At 59.1% G+C, this 17696-nt stretch carries 15 protein-coding genes and 1 pseudogene; 12 read left to right on the top strand and 4 right to left on the bottom strand.

Annotated features, from left to right (window positions below; all coding sequences use genetic code 11):
• The first annotated feature begins 8 nt into the window (after positions 1-8).
• Positions 9-1232, top strand: coding sequence for an acyltransferase family protein (locus QD336_RS15490; RefSeq protein ID WP_499171389.1), 1224 nt, complete (start codon positions 9-11; stop codon positions 1230-1232).
• A gap of 80 nt (positions 1233-1312) precedes the next feature.
• On the opposite strand, the pseudogene QD336_RS15485 reads toward QD336_RS15490, so the two are convergent.
• Positions 1313-1553: pseudogene (locus QD336_RS15485) on the bottom strand (integrase); the annotation flags it as partial.
• 151 nt (positions 1554-1704) lie between these two features.
• Between QD336_RS15485 and QD336_RS15480 the strand changes: the two are divergent.
• The 8 genes from QD336_RS15480 (at position 1705) to QD336_RS15445 (ending at position 11598) form a co-directional block, all read left to right on the top strand.
• The gene (locus QD336_RS15480; protein ID WP_499171289.1) at positions 1705-4209 is read left to right on the top strand and encodes a heavy metal translocating P-type ATPase; all 2505 of its coding nucleotides are present in this window, start codon (positions 1705-1707) and stop codon (positions 4207-4209) included.
• 9 nt (positions 4210-4218) lie between these two features.
• Positions 4219-5232, top strand: a complete 1014-nt coding sequence (locus QD336_RS15475; RefSeq protein ID WP_499171288.1) for a 2Fe-2S iron-sulfur cluster-binding protein — start codon at positions 4219-4221, stop codon at positions 5230-5232.
• A gap of 11 nt (positions 5233-5243) precedes the next feature.
• Positions 5244-5732 (top strand): Cu(I)-responsive transcriptional regulator, encoded by a 489-nt coding sequence (cueR, locus tag QD336_RS15470; protein WP_269343870.1) that lies wholly within the window; start codon positions 5244-5246, stop codon positions 5730-5732.
• A 64-nt stretch (positions 5733-5796) separates the two neighbouring features.
• Entirely contained in the window at positions 5797-6741 is a 945-nt protein-coding gene (locus QD336_RS15465; RefSeq protein WP_269343868.1) for an ABC transporter permease, read from the top strand.
• Positions 6731-7636: an ABC transporter permease gene (locus QD336_RS15460; protein ID WP_499171287.1), complete on the top strand. Its 906-nt coding sequence runs from the start codon at positions 6731-6733 to the stop codon at positions 7634-7636. The genes QD336_RS15465 and QD336_RS15460 overlap by 11 nt, the downstream gene beginning before the upstream one ends.
• Before the next feature lie 139 nt (positions 7637-7775).
• Entirely contained in the window at positions 7776-8843 is a 1068-nt protein-coding gene (locus tag QD336_RS15455) for an ABC transporter ATP-binding protein (RefSeq protein ID WP_499171286.1), read from the top strand.
• An 11-nt stretch (positions 8844-8854) separates the two neighbouring features.
• The gene (locus QD336_RS15450; protein ID WP_269343863.1) at positions 8855-9865 is read left to right on the top strand and encodes an ABC transporter ATP-binding protein; all 1011 of its coding nucleotides are present in this window, start codon (positions 8855-8857) and stop codon (positions 9863-9865) included.
• A gap of 239 nt (positions 9866-10104) precedes the next feature.
• A complete protein-coding gene (locus tag QD336_RS15445) occupies positions 10105-11598 on the top strand; it encodes an ABC transporter substrate-binding protein (RefSeq protein ID WP_499171285.1) in 1494 nt (497 codons plus the stop codon).
• A 376-nt stretch (positions 11599-11974) separates the two neighbouring features.
• On the opposite strand, the gene QD336_RS15440 is transcribed toward QD336_RS15445, so the two are convergent.
• Positions 11975-12229, bottom strand: coding sequence for a heavy-metal-associated domain-containing protein (locus tag QD336_RS15440; RefSeq protein ID WP_499171284.1), 255 nt, complete (start codon positions 12227-12229; stop codon positions 11975-11977).
• 107 nt (positions 12230-12336) lie between these two features.
• Entirely contained in the window at positions 12337-13794 is a 1458-nt protein-coding gene (locus QD336_RS15435; RefSeq protein ID WP_269343856.1) for a TrkH family potassium uptake protein, read from the bottom strand.
• Between the two features lie 80 nt (positions 13795-13874).
• Here QD336_RS15435 and ilvA point away from each other — a divergent pair, with 80 nt between their 5' ends.
• The 3 genes from ilvA (at position 13875) to QD336_RS15420 (ending at position 16917) form a co-directional block, all read left to right on the top strand.
• Positions 13875-15149 carry a threonine ammonia-lyase gene (ilvA, locus tag QD336_RS15430; protein ID WP_269343854.1) on the top strand — a complete coding sequence of 425 codons (1275 nt, stop codon included), beginning with the start codon at positions 13875-13877 and terminating at the stop codon, positions 15147-15149.
• 73 nt (positions 15150-15222) lie between these two features.
• Positions 15223-15534, top strand: a complete 312-nt coding sequence (locus QD336_RS15425) for an HlyU family transcriptional regulator (RefSeq protein ID WP_065654027.1) — start codon at positions 15223-15225, stop codon at positions 15532-15534.
• Between the two features lie 117 nt (positions 15535-15651).
• On the top strand, positions 15652-16917 hold the full coding sequence (locus QD336_RS15420) for a GGDEF domain-containing protein (RefSeq protein ID WP_499171283.1): 1266 nt from the start codon (positions 15652-15654) through the stop codon (positions 16915-16917).
• 40 nt (positions 16918-16957) lie between these two features.
• Here QD336_RS15420 and QD336_RS15415 read toward each other — a convergent pair whose 3' ends face one another.
• A complete protein-coding gene (locus tag QD336_RS15415; protein WP_269343849.1) occupies positions 16958-17575 on the bottom strand; it encodes an FMN-dependent NADH-azoreductase in 618 nt (205 codons plus the stop codon).
• Positions 17576-17696 lie beyond the last annotated feature (121 nt).

The following is a 17696-nucleotide window of genomic DNA, read 5'->3' as shown; positions in this document are numbered from 1 at the left end:
ACTAGCTCATACCGCTAGAGGGCCAGAGAGGCATCGCAGCCATAATCGTGGCGGTTCACCATTTCGTTCTGGCGTTTCATCCTTCAATATCTGGAATCATAGCCGACAAGCGCAACGACGGCAGCTTGGTGGGATCGCCTTTTTTCTTTTTCATAAACGGCAACGGAGCAGTTTTTTTCTTCTTCACCCTGTCCGGGTTCGTTTTGAGTTGGGGATACTTCAAAAACCCCGATCCATACCGCTCACTTTGGTCTGGATTAAAGCGCTGGCCGAGGCTCGCTGGACCGGTTGTCGTTGTCTGCCTATTCAGCGCGCTTCTGTTCCGGGCAGACTTGTATTTCTACAAAGACGCGGGGGCCAAGAGCGGCAGCTATTGGATGCAAACGTTTGGGCATTCTTCCTTTAACGAAAGCTATCCCTCATTCCTCACTGCCATCTGGCAGGGACTGACGACTTTTTTCTCAGGGCAGTCTGGAGTAAACCCAAGCCTCTGGACAATGGTCTACGAGTATTATGGCAGCCTTATCGTTTTCGCCGCAGTGCCCGTCCTTTCGAAGTTAGGCAACAACAGGTCAATTACCTTCATCTGTGTGGCATGCCTCGCAACGATTTTCGGTGTTTCAGGATCTGGATTGCCTGCCTTAGCTGGCATGGCGTTCATGCTGCCGTTCATCGTTGGAATGGGAGTATCGTTTGCCATAAGCAGATGGGAGATTCACGGGGTTAATTTGTACTTATCGGCGGGGATTTTAGGGTTCGGTATCTATTTGCTTGGATATTTTGAACCCTCACAGGCCTATGCATGGTCGTCGGCGCTTGCTGCCGCTTCTCCGCAAATCGCGTGGTCTATTATTTACTCTGCTGGCTCCGCCTGCGTGATATTTGCGACCATGACGAATGGTAAAATATATGGCGTTATGAACAATCGGCTGATGTTCGCGCTCGGTCGTCTCAGTTTTTCCTTGTACCTCGTCCACCTTCTTGTATTCGGCTCAGTCTCGAGTTGGCTTTTTCTCCACATATTTACAAATGGAGGGATGCCTCTTTTCGCGACTACAGCGGTACTTTGCGTGTCCATCGCCTTGCCACTTTGCTATTTCGATGAATGGTGGGTGCGGTATCTGAACGCCAAGGTGGACTGGCTACGGCGTGCTTCTGCGAGGTCATCATTTAGCTTATCTCGCATGCCCTCAGCGGCTGAAAATGATGTGGAGCGAAGTCGGCGTTCTTGATGTCTCGGCACTCTGCGCGTGTTCGATCACTTGTGTCCACGTCTGATGCCTGTCGTCGACATCAAGATCTAGAGCGGCGGTGCCTTTTGTGCTGTTGCCGCTTTCGTTGCTAGATTGGGGGAAGGCGCATCTCGAGTTTGCGTTTGTCCTATTTCTGCAACCTGAGTCTTCCCGGTTTCGGCAGGATATGAAGCTCAAGCGGGCTGAACCGTCGCCTCACCTTGCCGCCGCCTTCAATTCGGCTTTGCGGCTTTCAAAAGCATCTTCGACTACATCCTTAAGAAGGTGCAGGCGTTTGACGGCCTTGCGCCTCTGCTTCTCGCACCGGATGTAACCCAGACTTTACCCGGCGTTGGGACACCTGTTCACGGCTGCGTCATTCCTTCTTGAAAGTTATCAAAAAGAACCTATTGACCTTGCCACGATGGGAAGCCCTATCTTTTTCGATATAAAGAAAAGAGGGGTCATACGCATGTCACAAATGGAGATTCGGGCGAGTCATCAGATTGCGATCGACGGCATGACATGCGCCTCCTGTGTGGGTCGCGTGGAGAAGGCGATTGCCAAGGTGCCGGGCGTTTTGAAGGCCTCGGTCAATCTCGCGACTGAACGTGCTGACGTCTCCTTTTCCGGATCGCCTGACCTGCCTGCGGTGATCGCAGCGGTTCGGCATGCGGGTTATGGCGTCGAAGAAAAAACCGTCGAGCTCGATATTGAAGGCATGACCTGCGCTTCCTGCGTCGGGCGCGTCGAAAAAGCGCTGAAGGCGGTTTCCGGTGTTTCCGATGCGAGCGTCAATCTCGCGACCGAGCGTGCCACCATCCGCGTGGCGGGCAATGCCGCCTCTGCCGCCACCTTGTCGGAGGCGATCAAGCGGGCGGGCTACAAGGCGAAGGAAATCGTCGCCGACAAAGCCGGTGATGCGGAGCAGGACAGGCGCGCAGCGGAAATGAGCAGCCTGAAAATCAGCCTCGCCTTGGCCGTTGCCCTGACATTACCGGTCTTCGTGCTGGAAATGGGTTCGCATCTGGTGCCCGCCATCCATGATTTCGTCATGGAAACGGTCGGCATGCAGGAAAGCTGGTATCTGCAATTCGTGCTAACCACGCTGGTCCTGTTCGGGCCGGGCCTGCGCTTCTTCAAAAAGGGTATTCCCGCGCTTATGCGGCTCGCGCCGGACATGAATTCGCTTGTGGTGCTGGGCACCGCAGCCGCCTGGGGATTTTCGGTGGTCGCGACTTTCCTGCCTGAAATCCTGCCGCGCGGCACGGCCAATGTCTATTATGAGGCCGCCGCGGTCATCGTCACGCTGATCCTGCTCGGCCGTTTCCTCGAAGCGCGCGCCAAAGGCCGCACCAGCGAGGCGATAAAGCGGCTTGTGGGCCTGCAGGCCAAGTCGGCCCGTGTGCTGCGCGATGGCGAAACCGTCGATGTACCGTTGCAGGACGTGCGAACGGGCGATGTGATCGTCGTTCGCCCCGGCGAGAAAGTGCCGGTCGACGGTCTGGTCCTCAGCGGCTCTTCTTATGTCGATGAATCGATGATTACGGGTGAACCGGTTCCGGTTACCAAGACGGAGGGTTCCGAGGTCGTCGGCGGCACGGTGAACCGTAACGGCTCCTTCACTTTCCGCGCCACCAAGGTCGGCAGCGATACGCTGATCGCCCAGATCATCCGCATGGTGGAGGAGGCGCAGGCCGACAAGCTGCCCATCCAGGCGCTAGTGGACAAGGTGACCAACTGGTTCGTGCCGGCCGTCATGCTGGCGGCGCTTGTTACCTTCGCCGTCTGGTTCGTCTTTGGGCCCGATCCGGCCTTGACCTTCGCGCTCGTCAACGCGGTTGCGGTTCTCATCATCGCCTGTCCCTGCGCCATGGGCCTTGCCACGCCGACGTCGATCATGGTCGGTACCGGCCGCGCCGCCGAAATGGGCGTGCTGTTCCGGCGCGGCGATGCGCTCCAGACGCTGCGCGACGCCGATGTCATCGCGGTCGATAAGACCGGCACGCTGACGCTCGGCAAGCCGAAGCTGGTGCATTTCAACACGACCCAGGGTTTCGATGCGGATGAGGTGCTGCGCCTTGTCGCCTCGCTCGAGAACCGGTCTGAGCATCCGATTGCCGAGGCGATCGTCGAGGCCGCAAAACATGGTGGCCTGACGCTTGCCGAGGCTGAAGCTTTCGAGGCTACCCCCGGCTTCGGTGTCGCGGCGATAGTCGATAGTCGCCGGGTAGAGGCGGGTGCTGACCGGTTCATGGTGAAACTCGGTTATGATGTCGGGGCCTTCGCCGCCGATGCCGAGCGGATGGGCAGGGAAGGGCAGTCGCCACTTTATGCCGCCGTCGATGGCAGGCTGGCCGCGATCATCGCCGTTGCCGATCCCATCAAGCAGACGACACCGGAGGCGATTGCGGCGCTGCATGCGCTGGGCCTCAAGGTCACGATGATCACGGGTGACAATCGCCGCACGGCGGAAGCCATTGCCCGTCGCCTCGGCATTGACGAGGTGGTGGCTGAAGTGCTGCCCGATGGCAAGGTAGAGGCGGTCAAGAGGCTTGCCGCCGGCGGACGACGGGTCGCCTTTGTCGGCGATGGCATCAATGATGCGCCGGCGCTGGCCGCAGCCGATGTCGGGCTTGCTATCGGCACGGGCACGGATGTTGCGATTGAAAGTGCCGACGTGGTGCTGATGTCCGGCGATCTGCGCGGTGTTGCCAACGCGATTGCCCTCTCCAAGGCGACAATCCGCAATATCGGCCAGAATCTGTTCTGGGCCTTCGCTTACAATGCAGCGCTTGTTCCCGTGGCGGCCGGCATATTGTATCCTGTCAACGGCGTTCTGCTGTCGCCCGTCCTTGCTGCCGGAGCCATGGCGCTTTCCAGCGTCTTCGTATTGACGAATGCGCTGCGTCTGAAAAGCTTCCGTGCGCCGCTGGTGGACAGATCGTCCGACCTGCAGCTCGCAGCGGCCGAATAGGAGGCGGATATGGTGACGCCTGGCAACACAATCTATCTGCCGCAGATCGGCCGCAACATCATGGCGGCTGCCGGTGAGACCGTGCTTCAGGCCGCGCTCGCCGCCGGCATTGCCTATCCGCATGGCTGTCGCATGGGCCGCTGCGGCGCCTGCAAATCACATCTCATCTCCGGTGAGATCGATCTTCTCAAGCATACGCCCTTTTCATTGACCGAAGAGGAAAAGGCGGATGGCCTCACACTTGCCTGCCGCGCCGTGCCGATGAGCGATATGACGATCGGTTGGCTCGACGGCGAGGACGAATTCGCCGATATCCCGACCGGCCGTTTCGAGGGCACCGTCGTGGAAGCGATCGATGCGACCCATGACATCAAGCTCATCCGCATCCGGCTCGAGGATCGGGCGCAGTTCACCTTCAAACCCGGGCAATATGTGCGCCTGCTTTATCCGGACTGTTCACCGCGCGATTATTCGATCGCGAGCAGGGTGGATGAGGAACTGATTGAATTTCACATCCGGCATGTTCCCGGCGGCATGACGAGCGGCCGCATCTTCTCGCTCGCCAAAGCGGGTGATCCCGTTACGATCGTGGGGCCTTTCGGCTCTTCGTTCCTGCGGGAAAAACATTGCGGACCGATCCTCGGCATTGCCGGCGGCTCCGGGCTTGCCCCCGTGAAGGCCGTGGTCGAAGCGGCGCTCGCAACGGGCCGTGAACGCCCGGTTCACGTTTATTTCGGCGCCCGCGCCGAGCGTGACCTTTATATGCTCGACCGTTTCGAGGACCTCGCCACCCGGCACGGCAATCTGAGCTTCGTCCCGGTTCTTTCGAATGAAGACCATACGAATATCCGTCGCGGTTATGTCGGTACGGCGGTGGCGGATGATTTCGACGATCTCGATGGCTGGAAAGCCTATATTGCCGGCCCGCCGGCCATGATCGAGGCAACGGTGCCGCAGCTTCTGGCGCGCGGCATGCGTACGGCCGACATTCATGCTGATGTATTTTTCACCCCGGAAAGATAGGAGCAGGATCGATGAACATTGGCACAGCCGCCACCGCCTCCGGTGTTTCAGCAAAGATGATCAGGCACTACGAGACGATCGGCCTGATCAAATCGGCAAGCCGCACGGATTCCGGCTACAGGGTCTATACGGCCAATGATCTGGAAACGCTGCGTTTCATCCGGCGTGGACGCGATCTCGGTTTTTCCATCGAAAAGATCAGGCAGCTCATGACCCTGTGGCGCGATCCGGGCGGCGCCTCCTGTGATGTCAAACGCATCGTCATGGAACATGTCATCGACCTGGAAGCAAAGATGGATACGCTCCGGGAGATGGCCGACACGCTTCGGAACCTCGCCACCTATTGCCCGGACAATGGCGAGCCGGAGTGCCCGATCATTCATGACCTCGCCCACGCGGAAGATCTTGATTTTTCGACGGTTGCCGTCGTGCCCAAGCGGACAGGCATGCTGAAGGGGACGTCCGGTCCGGCGATGGATTTACAGCGTCCCGCGAAATAGGTCCCGGTTCCCTTTTGGGGGCGAATGCAGTGCAAATGCCAATCATGATGAAGGAGAGCAGGCCATGTGGATACAGATAATACAGCGCTTCTTTATTCTGTGCCTGATGCTGGCCATCGTTTCCGTCATCGCGTTTCTGTTGCCTTATATGGCGGGCGGTGACCCGGCACGCACGATCCTGTTTTCGCGTATGCGCGATACCGCGCTCGATCCGCATGCGGTGGAGGCGTTGAGGGTCAGTCTCGGGCTCGACCGGCCGCTTTACGTGCAATATTTCACATGGTTGTGGAATGCGCTGCACGGTGATCTCGGGTTTTCCTTCACCAGCAGCCAGCCGGTGGCCAACGAGCTTTTGCGTTCTCTCGGCGTATCGGTGACGCTTGCGCTGACGGCGTTGGCCATCGCGGTCGCCGTGGCGCTGCCGCTCGGCACGCTGGCGGCCATGCGTCCGGGCGGGCGGCTCGACAATTTCGCGACGCTGATGATCCAGACCTTCGTCGCAACGCCGGAATATTGGTTTGCGCCCATGTCGGCGCTGGTCTTTGCGCTTTATCTCGGCTGGTTGCCCTCGGCCGGCTGGGACAGCTGGCGCTCGCTGGTGCTTCCGGCGCTGACGCTGACATTGCGGCCGCTCGCCTATTTCACGCAGGTCACGCGCGCCGCCATGGCCGAGGTTCTGCGCGCGCCCTATATCACGGCGGCACGCAGCCGCGGCCTTGGCATGCATGGCACGGTCATGCGCCACGGCATCCGCAACGGCTCGCTGCCGGTCGTCACCTTCTTTGCCCTGTGGCTTGCAGGCCTGCTTGGCGGATCGGTGGTGGTGGAAGTGATCTTCGCCATTCCCGGCATGGGCCGGCTTCTCTACGACGCCGTGATCAATCGCGACATCCCGATGCTGCAGGGCGGTTTCATCTGCATCGTGGCCCTGTCCATTCTGGTCAATACCCTGGCCGACAGCTTTTATGTTCTGATCAATCCAGCCATGCGAGGTCAACATGACCACTAGTCTTTTCCCGAGCGCGCCTGCCGCCGCCATGCCGATGACCTTGCCCACGCGCCCCTCGACACTCTCCCGCTTCACGGATTTCATCCGCCGGCGGCACTGGACCTTCTATGCGGGATCGGCAATCTTTCTCGCCATCATCCTGCTCCTGGTGATCGCGCCGTGGATTTCGCCCTATAATCCTGCCCAGCAGAACCTTCGCCTCAGGCTGAATGCGCCGAGCGCCACCTATTGGCTCGGAACGGATCATCTCGGTCGCGATGTGCTGAGCCGGCTTTTGATCGGCGGCCGTTTCACCGTCACGATCGCCGCCATCACCGTCATTCTGTCGGTTGTTATCGGAACCTTCATCGGCATCATCAGCGGCCGCAGCCGCGGTATCCTCGATGAGGTGCTGATGCGCGTGGTCGACCTGCTTATCGCCATACCTGACGTGGTGATCGCGATTTTCCTCGTCGCCATCTTCGGCCCCGGATATGGAACGCTGATCGCGTCGCTGACCATTGTCGGCTGGACACCCTTTGCGCGGCTGGCGCGCGGATTGACGCTGTCGATCAATTCCCGCGAATATATCCGCGCGGCGGAAGTGCTCGGCTGCAAGCGGGGCTTCATCATCTTCCGGCACATCATTCCCAACACCATCTGGCCGATCGCGGCCGTGGCGTTCCTGCGCTTCGGCCACAAGCTGATCACGGTGGGCGGCCTGTCATTCCTGGGGCTCGGCGTACAGCCGCCGGCCGCCGACTGGGCGCTGATGCTCTCCGATGCACAGGCCTATGCCGAGCGCATGCCGGTTCTCGTCATCGCACCGGGTCTTGCGATCTTCCTGTCGGCGCTCAGCGTGACCTGGATCGGCCATGGCCTCAATCTGGAAACGAAGAAAACGAACAGCCATTGACGCCTGCAAACAGGCGAAGGCAGATTTGACGATTGTCAAACATAGATGAGGCCGCAGGACCGGAAGGAGAGTAATATCGTCTGAAGCCGCATGAAAATACGCAAATGCCTCCGATTCAATAAAAATAAGGGGAACTCTTATGAATATCGAAGGACAAACGCTTGCCAACACGGCCATGTCCCCCGAATGCGCACCGCTTCTGGAGATCGAGGACCTGCACGTTTCGGTGCCGGCGCAAAATGGCCGCAAGTTTGTTATTTCGGGCCTGACGCTTTCCGTCAATGCCGGGGAAGTCGTCGCTCTCGTTGGCGAATCCGGATCGGGAAAGAGCATGACGGCTCTGTCGCTGATGCGGCTTCTACCGCAGGGCGCGGAAATCAATTCCGGCCGTATTTCCTTTGCCGGACGCGACATTCTCGCTCTTTCATCCTCCGAACTCGATGCGCTGCGCGGCGCCGATATCAGCATGCTGTTCCAACAGCCGCAGGCCATGCTGGACCCGACCAGCCGGGTGAGGACGCAGGTGGCCGAGCCACTCTGGATCCACCGCAAGATGAGCCGCAGCGCGGCGCTGAACCGGGTCGTCGGCCTCCTTTCCGATGTCGGCATTCCGGATCCCTCGGCGCGGGCGCAATGTTTCGCGCACGAGCTTTCCGGCGGCATGGCGCAACGTGTGATGATTGCCGCGGCACTGTCGGGCAATCCGCAGCTCCTGATCGCCGATGAGCCAACGACGGCGCTCGATGTCACCGTGCAGGCACAAATCCTGCGCCTGCTGGATGATGAACGCCGCAAGCGCCGTCTGGCCACGCTGCTCATCACCCACGATCTCTCGGTTGTCGCCGCCTTTGCGGACCGGATCGCGGTCATGTATGCCGGCCGCATTGTCGAGGAGGGGCCGACACAGGCGATCCTCAAGGCGCCTCAACACCCCTATACCAAGGCGCTGATCAGCTGCTCGCTGCTGACGACCGACAGCGAGGGACAGTTGCTGACGATCCCCGGTTCGGGCGCACAGGCCCATGACATGTCCTGCGGCTGCCGTTTTCATCCGCGTTGCGCGCTTGCCAAGTCCGAGGGCATGGGAAGCCGCTGCATGGCGACGGAGCCGGCCTTGAACGCCTTGCCTGAAGGGCGCAAGGCGCGGTGCTGGGCAGTCGGCGATGACCATGCCGATCACGACCATGCCGGCCATGCGGTTTGTTGAAGGAGGCGATGATGTTATCCAAAGTCATGACACAGATGCCGCCCTCGGCGGAAAACAGCAGCCGGCCCTATGTGGTCGCGAAGAACCTCTGCAAATATTATCCCATATCGGGCCTCGGTCACCGTGTGGTGAAATCCGTCGATGATGTTTCCCTGACGATCGGCGAGGGGGAGGTGCTGGGTCTGGTCGGTGAATCCGGCTGCGGCAAAAGTACGGTTGCCGGATTGATCACGCGCCTGACGCACGCGACGCGGGGTGAGGTCAGCATCGGCGATCACGACATATTGCACATGCAGGGCGAAGCGCTCCGGCGCATGCGCCGGGTCGTGCAGCTGGTGTTTCAGGATCCCTATTCGGCACTCGATCCGCGCATGCGCATCGGCCAGAGCATGGAGGCGCCGCTCGCCCAGCACGGCATCGGCACCCGCGAGGAACGCACGGCGCGGGTTTTCCGCATGCTGGAGGAGGTCGGTCTCGACGGTTCCTTTTATGACCGGTATCCGAGCCAGTGTTCCGGCGGCCAGCTGCAGCGCGTCGTCATCGGTCGCGCGCTTCTCCTCAATCCGAGCTTCCTCGTCTGTGACGAACCGACATCGGCGCTTGATGCCTCGATGCGCACGCAGATCCTGAACCTTCTGATGGACATGAAGCGCCGTCACGGCCTGACGGTGCTGATGATTTCCCATGACCTGCGCGTCGTGCGTTATCTCTGTGATCGCATCGCGGTGATGTATCTCGGGCGCGTTGTTGAAATCGCCGATCGTGAAGAGCTTTTCCGGGCGCCGAAGCACCCCTATACCAAGGCTCTCATCGCCTCGTCGATGCTTGACGAGACCGGCTTATATGCGCCGGAAATGCTTCTCGACGGCGACCTGCCGAGCCCGCTCAATCCTCCGGGCGGCTGCAAGTTTCACACTCGCTGCAAATATGCGACCGCGATCTGCGGTGAGGTGGAGCCGGTTCTGGAAGGCGTTGCAGGCGAGCATTTCGCACGCTGCCACCGCTGGCGGGAATTGGGCTGAGGGGTGGCGCAGTTACAGTTTTCTGTTGCGGTAAAAACAGATGAATTGTGTGTTTGTGGATTAATATCGGAATAAAATTCCGAGTATGAAAACATAAAATAAAGAATATCCAGATGGATAATCGAAAGATATCCATTGGGTATTCTTTTTGTCTGTTGAGTAATCGCAAATATTGAATGGAAATTCGTGAAATATGTGAATTGAGAGCGTTATCATCAAAAATAAAAGGGGAATATTCTATGATGAAGCACGCACTTTTGGCGACCTGCGCCATCGTCGTCTCGTTTGGAACGCATGCGGCAAACGCCGGAACAATCACCTATGACGATTATACGGGCGTCAAGACCGGCTGGCAAATGGCCTCCGACGACGCCTATCTCGGTTCGCGCGCGGGCTGTTTCGAAAGCCTGGTCCGCGTCGGCTATGACACGAAACTGGAGCCGGGTCTTGCCGAATCCTGGGCGCAGACCGGACCCAAGGTTTGGGAATTCAAGCTGCGCAAGGGCGTGAAGTTCCAGAACGGCGAGCCGCTCAATGCCGCAGCCGCAGTCAATGCGCTCACCAATCTCTTGAAGGCGCCGGTTCCGGCCCGTGCCTTTTCGCCCAAGCTCATCGCTGCCGTCGATGCCGGCGGTGAGGATATCGTGAAGATCACGACCATCGAGCCGTCGGTGTTGCTGCCGGCGCAGATGGCAAGTCCGGCGACCTCGATCCTCGCGCCGGCCGCCTACAAGGATGGCAAGGTCGATCCGATCGGAACCTGCACCGGGCCGTTCAAGATCACCAAGGTCGATGCTAACCAATATATGGAGCTGACCGCGAACCATGACTATTGGGCCGGCATGCCGAAGCTCTCGGGCGGTCGTGTGAACTTCATTCCGGATGCGGATACGCGCGCCACCCAGATAAGAAGCGGTGAAGTGCAGATTTCGCGCGTGATCCCACCCTGGGCGGTAAAGACCATAGAAGCCACGAAGGGTGTCAAGGTTGCGCCGATCACCGTGCCCCGGATTACGGAGATGCTGCTCAATAATTCGAAGCCGCCGTTCAAGGATATCAAGGTTCGGCAGGCGATCCGGGCTGCCATCGACACCGCCGGTATTGCCGACAGCATCTATGAAGGCGCGGTAAAGCCCGCAACGATGCCTTTCGCACCGGGAGAGCCGTGGGCGCCGAAAGACGTCACACCCGCTTATGACGTGGAGAAGGCAAAGGCCCTGCTGAAAGAGGCGGGAGTTGCTCCCGGCAGCCTGAAGCTGACGCTTCTGGCCTACACTGAAAGAACCGAACTCAAGGACGTTGCCGCCGTTATCCAGGCCCAATTGCAGGAAATCGGCATCAAGGTTGATGTTCGCGTTGCCGACTACACCGCGATCGAGCCCGATCTCCTGTCCGGCAATTTTGACATGGTCCTTCTGTCACGCGGTTATGCCACGGATGTTGCGGAACCGATCGGTTTCCTCAATGCCGACTATACCTGCACAGGCGGCTACAACATCTCGCATTATTGCAGTGAGGAAACGGACAAGCTGATCAAATCGGCCTATGCGGTGGCTGAGCCGACCAAGCGTTATGCCATCTATGCCGAGGCGGCGAAGAGAGTCTACGACGAAGCCGTCACCGTCTACCTCATCCATGAAACCGCTTTCGATGCCTATTCGGAGAAGGTCGTAAACTTCAAGCCACATCCGATCAACTACTTCATCATGACCAAGGATCTGGCGACGAAATAAGCCGATCTGACGGTCCTGACGAAACATGGCCTGGCTCGCAAGAGCCGGGCCATTTTGCTGATATGATGCGGTCGCGCAGCAGCCGGATGCCGGATCAGGGCCATTACCGTCCGGGCTAAATTTCTCGACAATGTGCATGATATTGATTTGGAATGACGAGCTACGCCAAACACTCCGCCGTCATCCTCGGGAACAAACGCGAGGATGACGGCAAGAGACGTGAATCTTTCGCCACCGGCTTTGGGAGAGATATCTGTTCGGAGGTCTGAAAGGACGAATTCGATGTCGTCCAACGGCTGTCACGCAGGTTCAGCGTGAAGCGGAGCAGGCAGGCGAGCCGGCGGCGGCAGGATAAAACGCCGCCGGTATCTTTCGTTCAGGCGCGCGCTTCCGGCGTATAACCAGCAGCGGTGATGATTTCGGCAATACGGGCTGCATCGGAGACACCGCCGACCACGACTGTGCGGCTTGCGGGATCCGCATGCACGGCAGCACCGGGAACGGTCTTTTCGATCGCGCCCTTGATGACCCCGGCGCAGTGACCGCAGGTCATGTCTTCAACGTGGAAAGAAAGGCCTGCATTATCAGGTGCGGTGGTGGTTTCGGCATGATGCTGGTGAGCGGTGCACATAGGCGGTTCTCCATGGTTTGGAATTCTAACAGGACGGAGCCTGGACTATTCCAACGTGGGAAGGTCAAGCGCTTTATTCGCGCCAGCGCAACATGTGCATCGCCGGATCAGCTGCGCCAGAAAATCGGCATCAGCAGCACGAGAACCGTCAGGATTTCCAGACGTCCGAGCAGCATCAGGACCGACAGGAGATAGAGCGCCGGTTCGCTGATGGTGGAGAAATTGCCGGCCGGGCCGATAATCGGGCCGATGCCGGGGCCGACATTGGCAAGTGAGGTCGCCACGGCCGAGGTGGCGGTGAGGAAATCATAGCCCATCAGGCTCATGGCAAGGCTGCCGGCGATCCACAATGCGATGAAGCAGCTGATGAAGAGAAAGATGGTGCGGATGGTTTCCGGATCGACCACCTGCTGGCCGTAGCGCACGGAATAGACGGCGTTCGGATAGATCAGCTTCTTGAGGCCGGCTCGTGCCACGTTGAAGATGATGAGGAAACGATAGGCCTTGATGCCGCCCGCCGTTGACCCGGAGCAGCCGCCCATGAAGGTCGCGAAAAAGGCGACGACAACGACGAAGGGACCCCAGAGCGTATAGTCATCGCTGGCAAAACCGCCGGTCGAGAGGATTGAGGTCATGTTGAAGAAGGAGTGGCTGAGCGCATCATCCAGCGGCACGCCGTTCCTGAAATGATGATAGACGCCGACCGCAATCGAGATCGCGCAGAGATAGCCGAGGAAGACGGCGATCTGCGGATCGCGCAGCGTCTCCAGCCGGCGGCGCACGGCAAGCAGGATCATGACCGAGAAGGGCAGGCTGCCGAAGATCAGGAAGATGGTGGCGATCCATAGCAGCGCCGTATTGTCGAAATAGGCGAAAGACGCGTCATGGGTGGAAAAACCGCCGGTCGCTACCGTCGACATGGCATGGTTCAGCGCATCGAAATGTGACATGCCGGCAAAATCGAAGGCCACCGTGCATGCGATGGTCATGACGATATAGATCGCCACGAAAGCCCGGGTGAAGCTTGCCAGCCGCGCGAAGGGCCGGTCGTTGCCGGTATCGGAGGATTCCATGCGGAAGAAGGTCATGCCGCCGACGCGCAGGAGCGGCAGGATGAAAAGGCCGAGCGCGACGATACCGATGCCGCCGAGCCAGCAGAGCAGCGACCGCCACAGAAGAATGCCCTGTGGCGCGTTGTCGAGACCGGATATGGCGGTCGATCCGGTGGTGGTGATGGCCGATACGGATTCGAAGAGCGCCTGGCCGGGCGTCAGGTTGAGTTCGGACAGGTAAAACGGCACCGCGCCGACGATGGAAAACACCAGCCAGAGCAGGTTGACGAGCAGGAAGCCAAATCGCTTGTTGAAGGAGGCGATCGGCCCGCGGGTGGCCAGCGCACAGGCGAGCGCGAAGCCGCCGCACATGAAGCCGGAAAGCGCAAACACCATCCAGTCGTCATTGCCGTAATAAAGATCGGTCAGCGCGGGCAGGAACATGGCCGTCGCGAGGTAGAGTCCGAAGATGGACGCCACATAGATGACCGAGCGCAGAAGGTTGCTGTTCAAGAAATGAAACCCAGAGTTCGTAGCCGCGCTGAAATGAGTCTTTGTCTCGGACGCCTTCCTATGGCATAGCGGGTGCCATTATGAATTTCAATGGATTGACAATCGTGGACAAGCAGCTTGTGGAAGCAGCGCGGCGGGAAGTGCGGGAGATATTTCCGGAAACGCCGCTGCAGTTGAATGAACATCTCAGCCGTCGATATGGTGCTTCGATTTGGCTGAAGCGTGAGGATCTTTCCCCGGTTCGTTCCTACAAGATTAGAGGCGCATTCAACTTTCTCCGCAAGGCGGTCGCCAAGGCCGGCAAGGACAAGATTTTCGTCTGTGCCTCCGCCGGCAACCATGCCCAGGGCTTTGCTTTTGCCTGCCGTCATTTCGGCGTCCACGGCGTCGTTTTCATGCCGGTGACGACACCGCAGCAGAAGATCGAAAAGACCCGCATCTTCGGCGGTGAATTCATCAAGATCCGTCTGGTAGGCGATATATTCGACCAGTGTTACGCCGCGGCGCGTCAGCATGTGCAGGACAATGACGGCTATATGGTGCCGCCCTTTGACCATGAGGATATCATCGAGGGGCAGGCGACTGTTGCCGCCGAGATCATGGATCAGCTTCCGGAAGGCACGAAACCGGATATCGTCGTCATGCCCGTTGGCGGCGGCGGTCTTTCGGCCGGCCTGTCGGGCTTTCTGGCCGGCACGGTGAAGAAGGAAAACTTCGTGTTCTGCGAGCCGGAAGGTGCGCCGAGCCTGAAGAAGAGCCTTGAACGCGGTGAACCGGTGACGCTGAACAAGGTCGACAATTTCGTCGACGGTGCGGCGGTTGCCCGCATCGGCGACCTGAACTTCAAGGCGCTGAAGGACTTCCCGGCCGAGCAGGTCGTGCTCATCCCGGAAAATGCCATCTGCGTGACGATCATCGAGATGCTGAACCTCGAAGGCGTGGTGCTGGAGCCGGCGGGTGCGCTGGCGATCACCGCGCTTGAAAAGCTTGGCCGCGAAAGGCTGGAAGGCAAGACGGTCATCGCCGTTGTTTCAGGCGGCAATTTCGATTTCGAGCGCCTGCCGGATGTGAAGGAACGCGCCATGCGTTACACCGGCGTGAAGAAATATTTCATCCTGCGCCTGCCGCAGCGTCCCGGCGCACTGCGCGATTTCCTCAACCTGCTCGGCCCGGACGACGATATCGCCCGTTTCGAATATCTGAAGAAATCGGCCCGCAACTTCGGCTCGATCCTGATCGGCATCGAAACGAGCGCCAAGGAAAATTTCGGCGGGCTGCTGGAACGCTTCGAGGCGGCCGGTCTCGGTTATGAGGACATTACCGAAAACGACATCCTGTCGAACCTGATCATCTGATCTGGACAGGGCGACAGGGAAGGGCGGGCAACACCGCCCTTCGCATGTTAGGTGAATTGAGGGAGTGAAAGCCATGGCATCGTTTTTTTCCAAAATCCTCTCGGCCTTCGGCTCCGGCCAGCCATCTTCCGACGCACCGCAGAAGGTGGCGCAGGCCGAGCCGCATGCGCATGGCGACTATCTGATCTATGCGACGCCCATCAAGGAAGGCGGCCAGTTCCGCCTGGCGGGGCGTATCGAAAAGAAGGCCGGTGACGAAGTGCTGGTGCATGAATTCGTACGCGCCGACGTCTTCACCAGCATGGACGATGCGGTGGAGTTCACGATCCGCAAGGCGAAACTCATCATCGATCAGAACGGCGCATCGCTTTTCCCAGGAAAATGATGACGTTTTCTTGCCCCGGACATTAAGATTCCGTTGTTTGCTTCGGCCTATCGTTCCTGAAGGGCATGGAGTCGCGCCAATCAACCCGCGCGACATGGATCGATAGGGCATGTGCCGATGCAATGGGCAAATCTGGCCCTCTTTCTGACAGAGGCCATCGTCTATTTTTCGGTAATGACGGCATTCCTGCATTACCGCCATATTCTCGGCATCGGTGTTTTCCTCACCGCGCTGGGCGTCATGCATTTCCTGGAGACCTACCTGGCGGCCGTCTTTTACGTCGAGCTGCCCTTTGGCGTAGCCTCGCCCGGCTCGTCGATCCTGTTTGCCGGCAAGCTGATGATGATCCTCATGCTCTATATGCGGGAGGATGCGGCGGTGGTGCGCCAGCCGATCTACGGCCTGTTCCTCGGCAATATATTGACCGTCATCATGGCGCAGATCGTCCATTTTCACCAGACGGTGGCGATCGTTCCCGGACAAACGGTCAATACCGGCTTTCTCGATGAAATGGGCGTGCTGATGGTCTGGGGAACCAGCCTGCTTTATATCGACGCCATCGCCATCATCCTGTTTTACGAGAAGCTCGGGCGTTATCTGCAGCGCCATATCGTGCTGCGCTTTGCCATCTGCGGCGTCGTCATCCTGAGCTTCGATCAGGCGGGTTTTTACGGTGCGCTGCGGCTTCTCTACAATGCGCCGGTCGATGTGTTTTATGATGGCTGGAAGGCGAAGATGGTGGCGGTTGGCATCTATTCGCTGCTCTTTGCCGCCTATCTCTGGCTGACATCAGCCAAGGGCCGCTTTCTGACACGCCGCAGCGTCGCCGATGTCTTCAACGATCTCACTTTCAGGGAACGCTACGAGGAGCTTTTGTCCCGCTCGGGCCGCGATATGCTGACCGGCGTATCGGACCGCGCCCGAATGGAACTCGATGCGCCCTCCGTCGTCGTGGAATGTCTGGAGAAAAAGCGACCGGTCAGCGTGCTGATCGTCGATATCGATCATTTCAAGACCGTCAACGACACGTTCGGCCACCTGCAGGGCGATGAGATCTTGCGGGAATTCGCCGCCGTGCTGAAGCGCGCCGTGCAGCCGCTGGGACATCTATACCGTTTTGGTGGCGAGGAATTCGTGGCCCTCCTGCCGGCGATGACGCATGAAACGGCGCTCGCATTTTCGGCGAGCCTCCGGGCGGCGGTTCTTGCGGACCTGCAACGGCCGGACGGTTCGCCGCTGACCGTCAGCATCGGTGTCGCGACGGCCTTCGAGGATGGGCAGCTTTTCCGAGCGCTTTTGTCGGAGGCCGATGCGCGGCTCTATGCGGCAAAAAATAACGGCCGGGACCAGGTCCACGGCCGTTACGGAATGTGGGTCGACTGATACCGGCAAACATGCCGGTATCACCGCTATTCAGCGTACCTCAGGCGGCCTGCGCCAGTTCTTCAACCTTGGCTTCGGCGGCGGCGACAGCCTTTTCGACGGCTTCCGGGCCAAAGGCCAGACCTTCGACATAGATGACTTCCACATCCGTCATGCCCAGGAAACCGAGAACGGTCTTGAGGTAGGGGACGGCGTGGTTCATCGAAACGGCCGGGCCTTCGGAATAAACGCCGGCGGCGGCAAGCACGATGTAGACCTTCTTGCCGGTGGCGAGGCCAACCGGGCCGGTTTCGGTGTATTTGAAGGTCTGGCCGGCGCGGGCGACGTTGTCGATCCACGACTTCAGGCCGGAATAGATGTTGAAGTTGATGAGGCCGGTGCCGATGACGACCGTGTCGGCAGCCAGAAGTTCCGTAACCAGCTTGTCGGAATAATCGGCGGCAACCGCTTCTTCGGCGGTGCGCTGGTCAGGCGCCTTACGGATCGCTGCGGTCTTGACGGTGTCGAGATGCGGGATCGGATCAGCGGCGAGATCGCGGTGGACGAGGGTGTTGGAAGCCGACTTGGCCTTCAGCTTGCTGGCGAGTTCACCGGCAAACTTGTTGGAGACCGATTCGTCGCCACGCGGGCTGGAGGTGATGAGAAGAATGTTGGACATGGTCTTTCCTTGCATATGCGATGAATTGACGGGCGCCTTGGGAGGGCGGGAGAGCACGATGCCCTTCCTTTGCCCCCTATATGAAAAATTACTGCCATCAAGAAAACTGTGATAATGTGGA

Source organism: Rhizobium sp. BR 250 (assembly GCF_047445855.1).
Classification (GTDB): domain Bacteria; phylum Pseudomonadota; class Alphaproteobacteria; order Rhizobiales; family Rhizobiaceae; genus Agrobacterium; species Agrobacterium tumefaciens_I.
The sequence above is the reverse complement of the archived record's forward strand: the minus strand, read 5'-3'. Positions and strand labels throughout refer to the sequence as shown.

Excerpts from the sequence above, each read along its gene's own strand:
- QD336_RS15480 (WP_499171289.1), top strand. The coding sequence starts at position 1,705 with ATGTCACAAATGGAGATTCGGGCGAGTCATCAGATTGCGATCGACGGC.
- QD336_RS15475 (WP_499171288.1), top strand. The coding sequence starts at position 4,219 with ATGGTGACGCCTGGCAACACAATCTATCTGCCGCAGATCGGCCGCAAC.
- cueR (WP_269343870.1), top strand. The coding sequence starts at position 5,244 with ATGAACATTGGCACAGCCGCCACCGCCTCCGGTGTTTCAGCAAAGATG.
- QD336_RS15465 (WP_269343868.1), top strand. The coding sequence starts at position 5,797 with ATGTGGATACAGATAATACAGCGCTTCTTTATTCTGTGCCTGATGCTG.
- QD336_RS15460 (WP_499171287.1), top strand. The coding sequence starts at position 6,731 with ATGACCACTAGTCTTTTCCCGAGCGCGCCTGCCGCCGCCATGCCGATG.
- QD336_RS15455 (WP_499171286.1), top strand. The coding sequence starts at position 7,776 with ATGAATATCGAAGGACAAACGCTTGCCAACACGGCCATGTCCCCCGAA.
- QD336_RS15450 (WP_269343863.1), top strand. The coding sequence starts at position 8,855 with ATGTTATCCAAAGTCATGACACAGATGCCGCCCTCGGCGGAAAACAGC.
- QD336_RS15445 (WP_499171285.1), top strand. The coding sequence starts at position 10,105 with ATGATGAAGCACGCACTTTTGGCGACCTGCGCCATCGTCGTCTCGTTT.
- QD336_RS15440 (WP_499171284.1), bottom strand. The coding sequence starts at position 12,229 with ATGTGCACCGCTCACCAGCATCATGCCGAAACCACCACCGCACCTGAT.
- ilvA (WP_269343854.1), top strand. The coding sequence starts at position 13,875 with ATGAATTTCAATGGATTGACAATCGTGGACAAGCAGCTTGTGGAAGCA.
- QD336_RS15425 (WP_065654027.1), top strand. The coding sequence starts at position 15,223 with ATGGCATCGTTTTTTTCCAAAATCCTCTCGGCCTTCGGCTCCGGCCAG.
- QD336_RS15420 (WP_499171283.1), top strand. The coding sequence starts at position 15,652 with ATGCAATGGGCAAATCTGGCCCTCTTTCTGACAGAGGCCATCGTCTAT.
- QD336_RS15415 (WP_269343849.1), bottom strand. The coding sequence starts at position 17,575 with ATGTCCAACATTCTTCTCATCACCTCCAGCCCGCGTGGCGACGAATCG.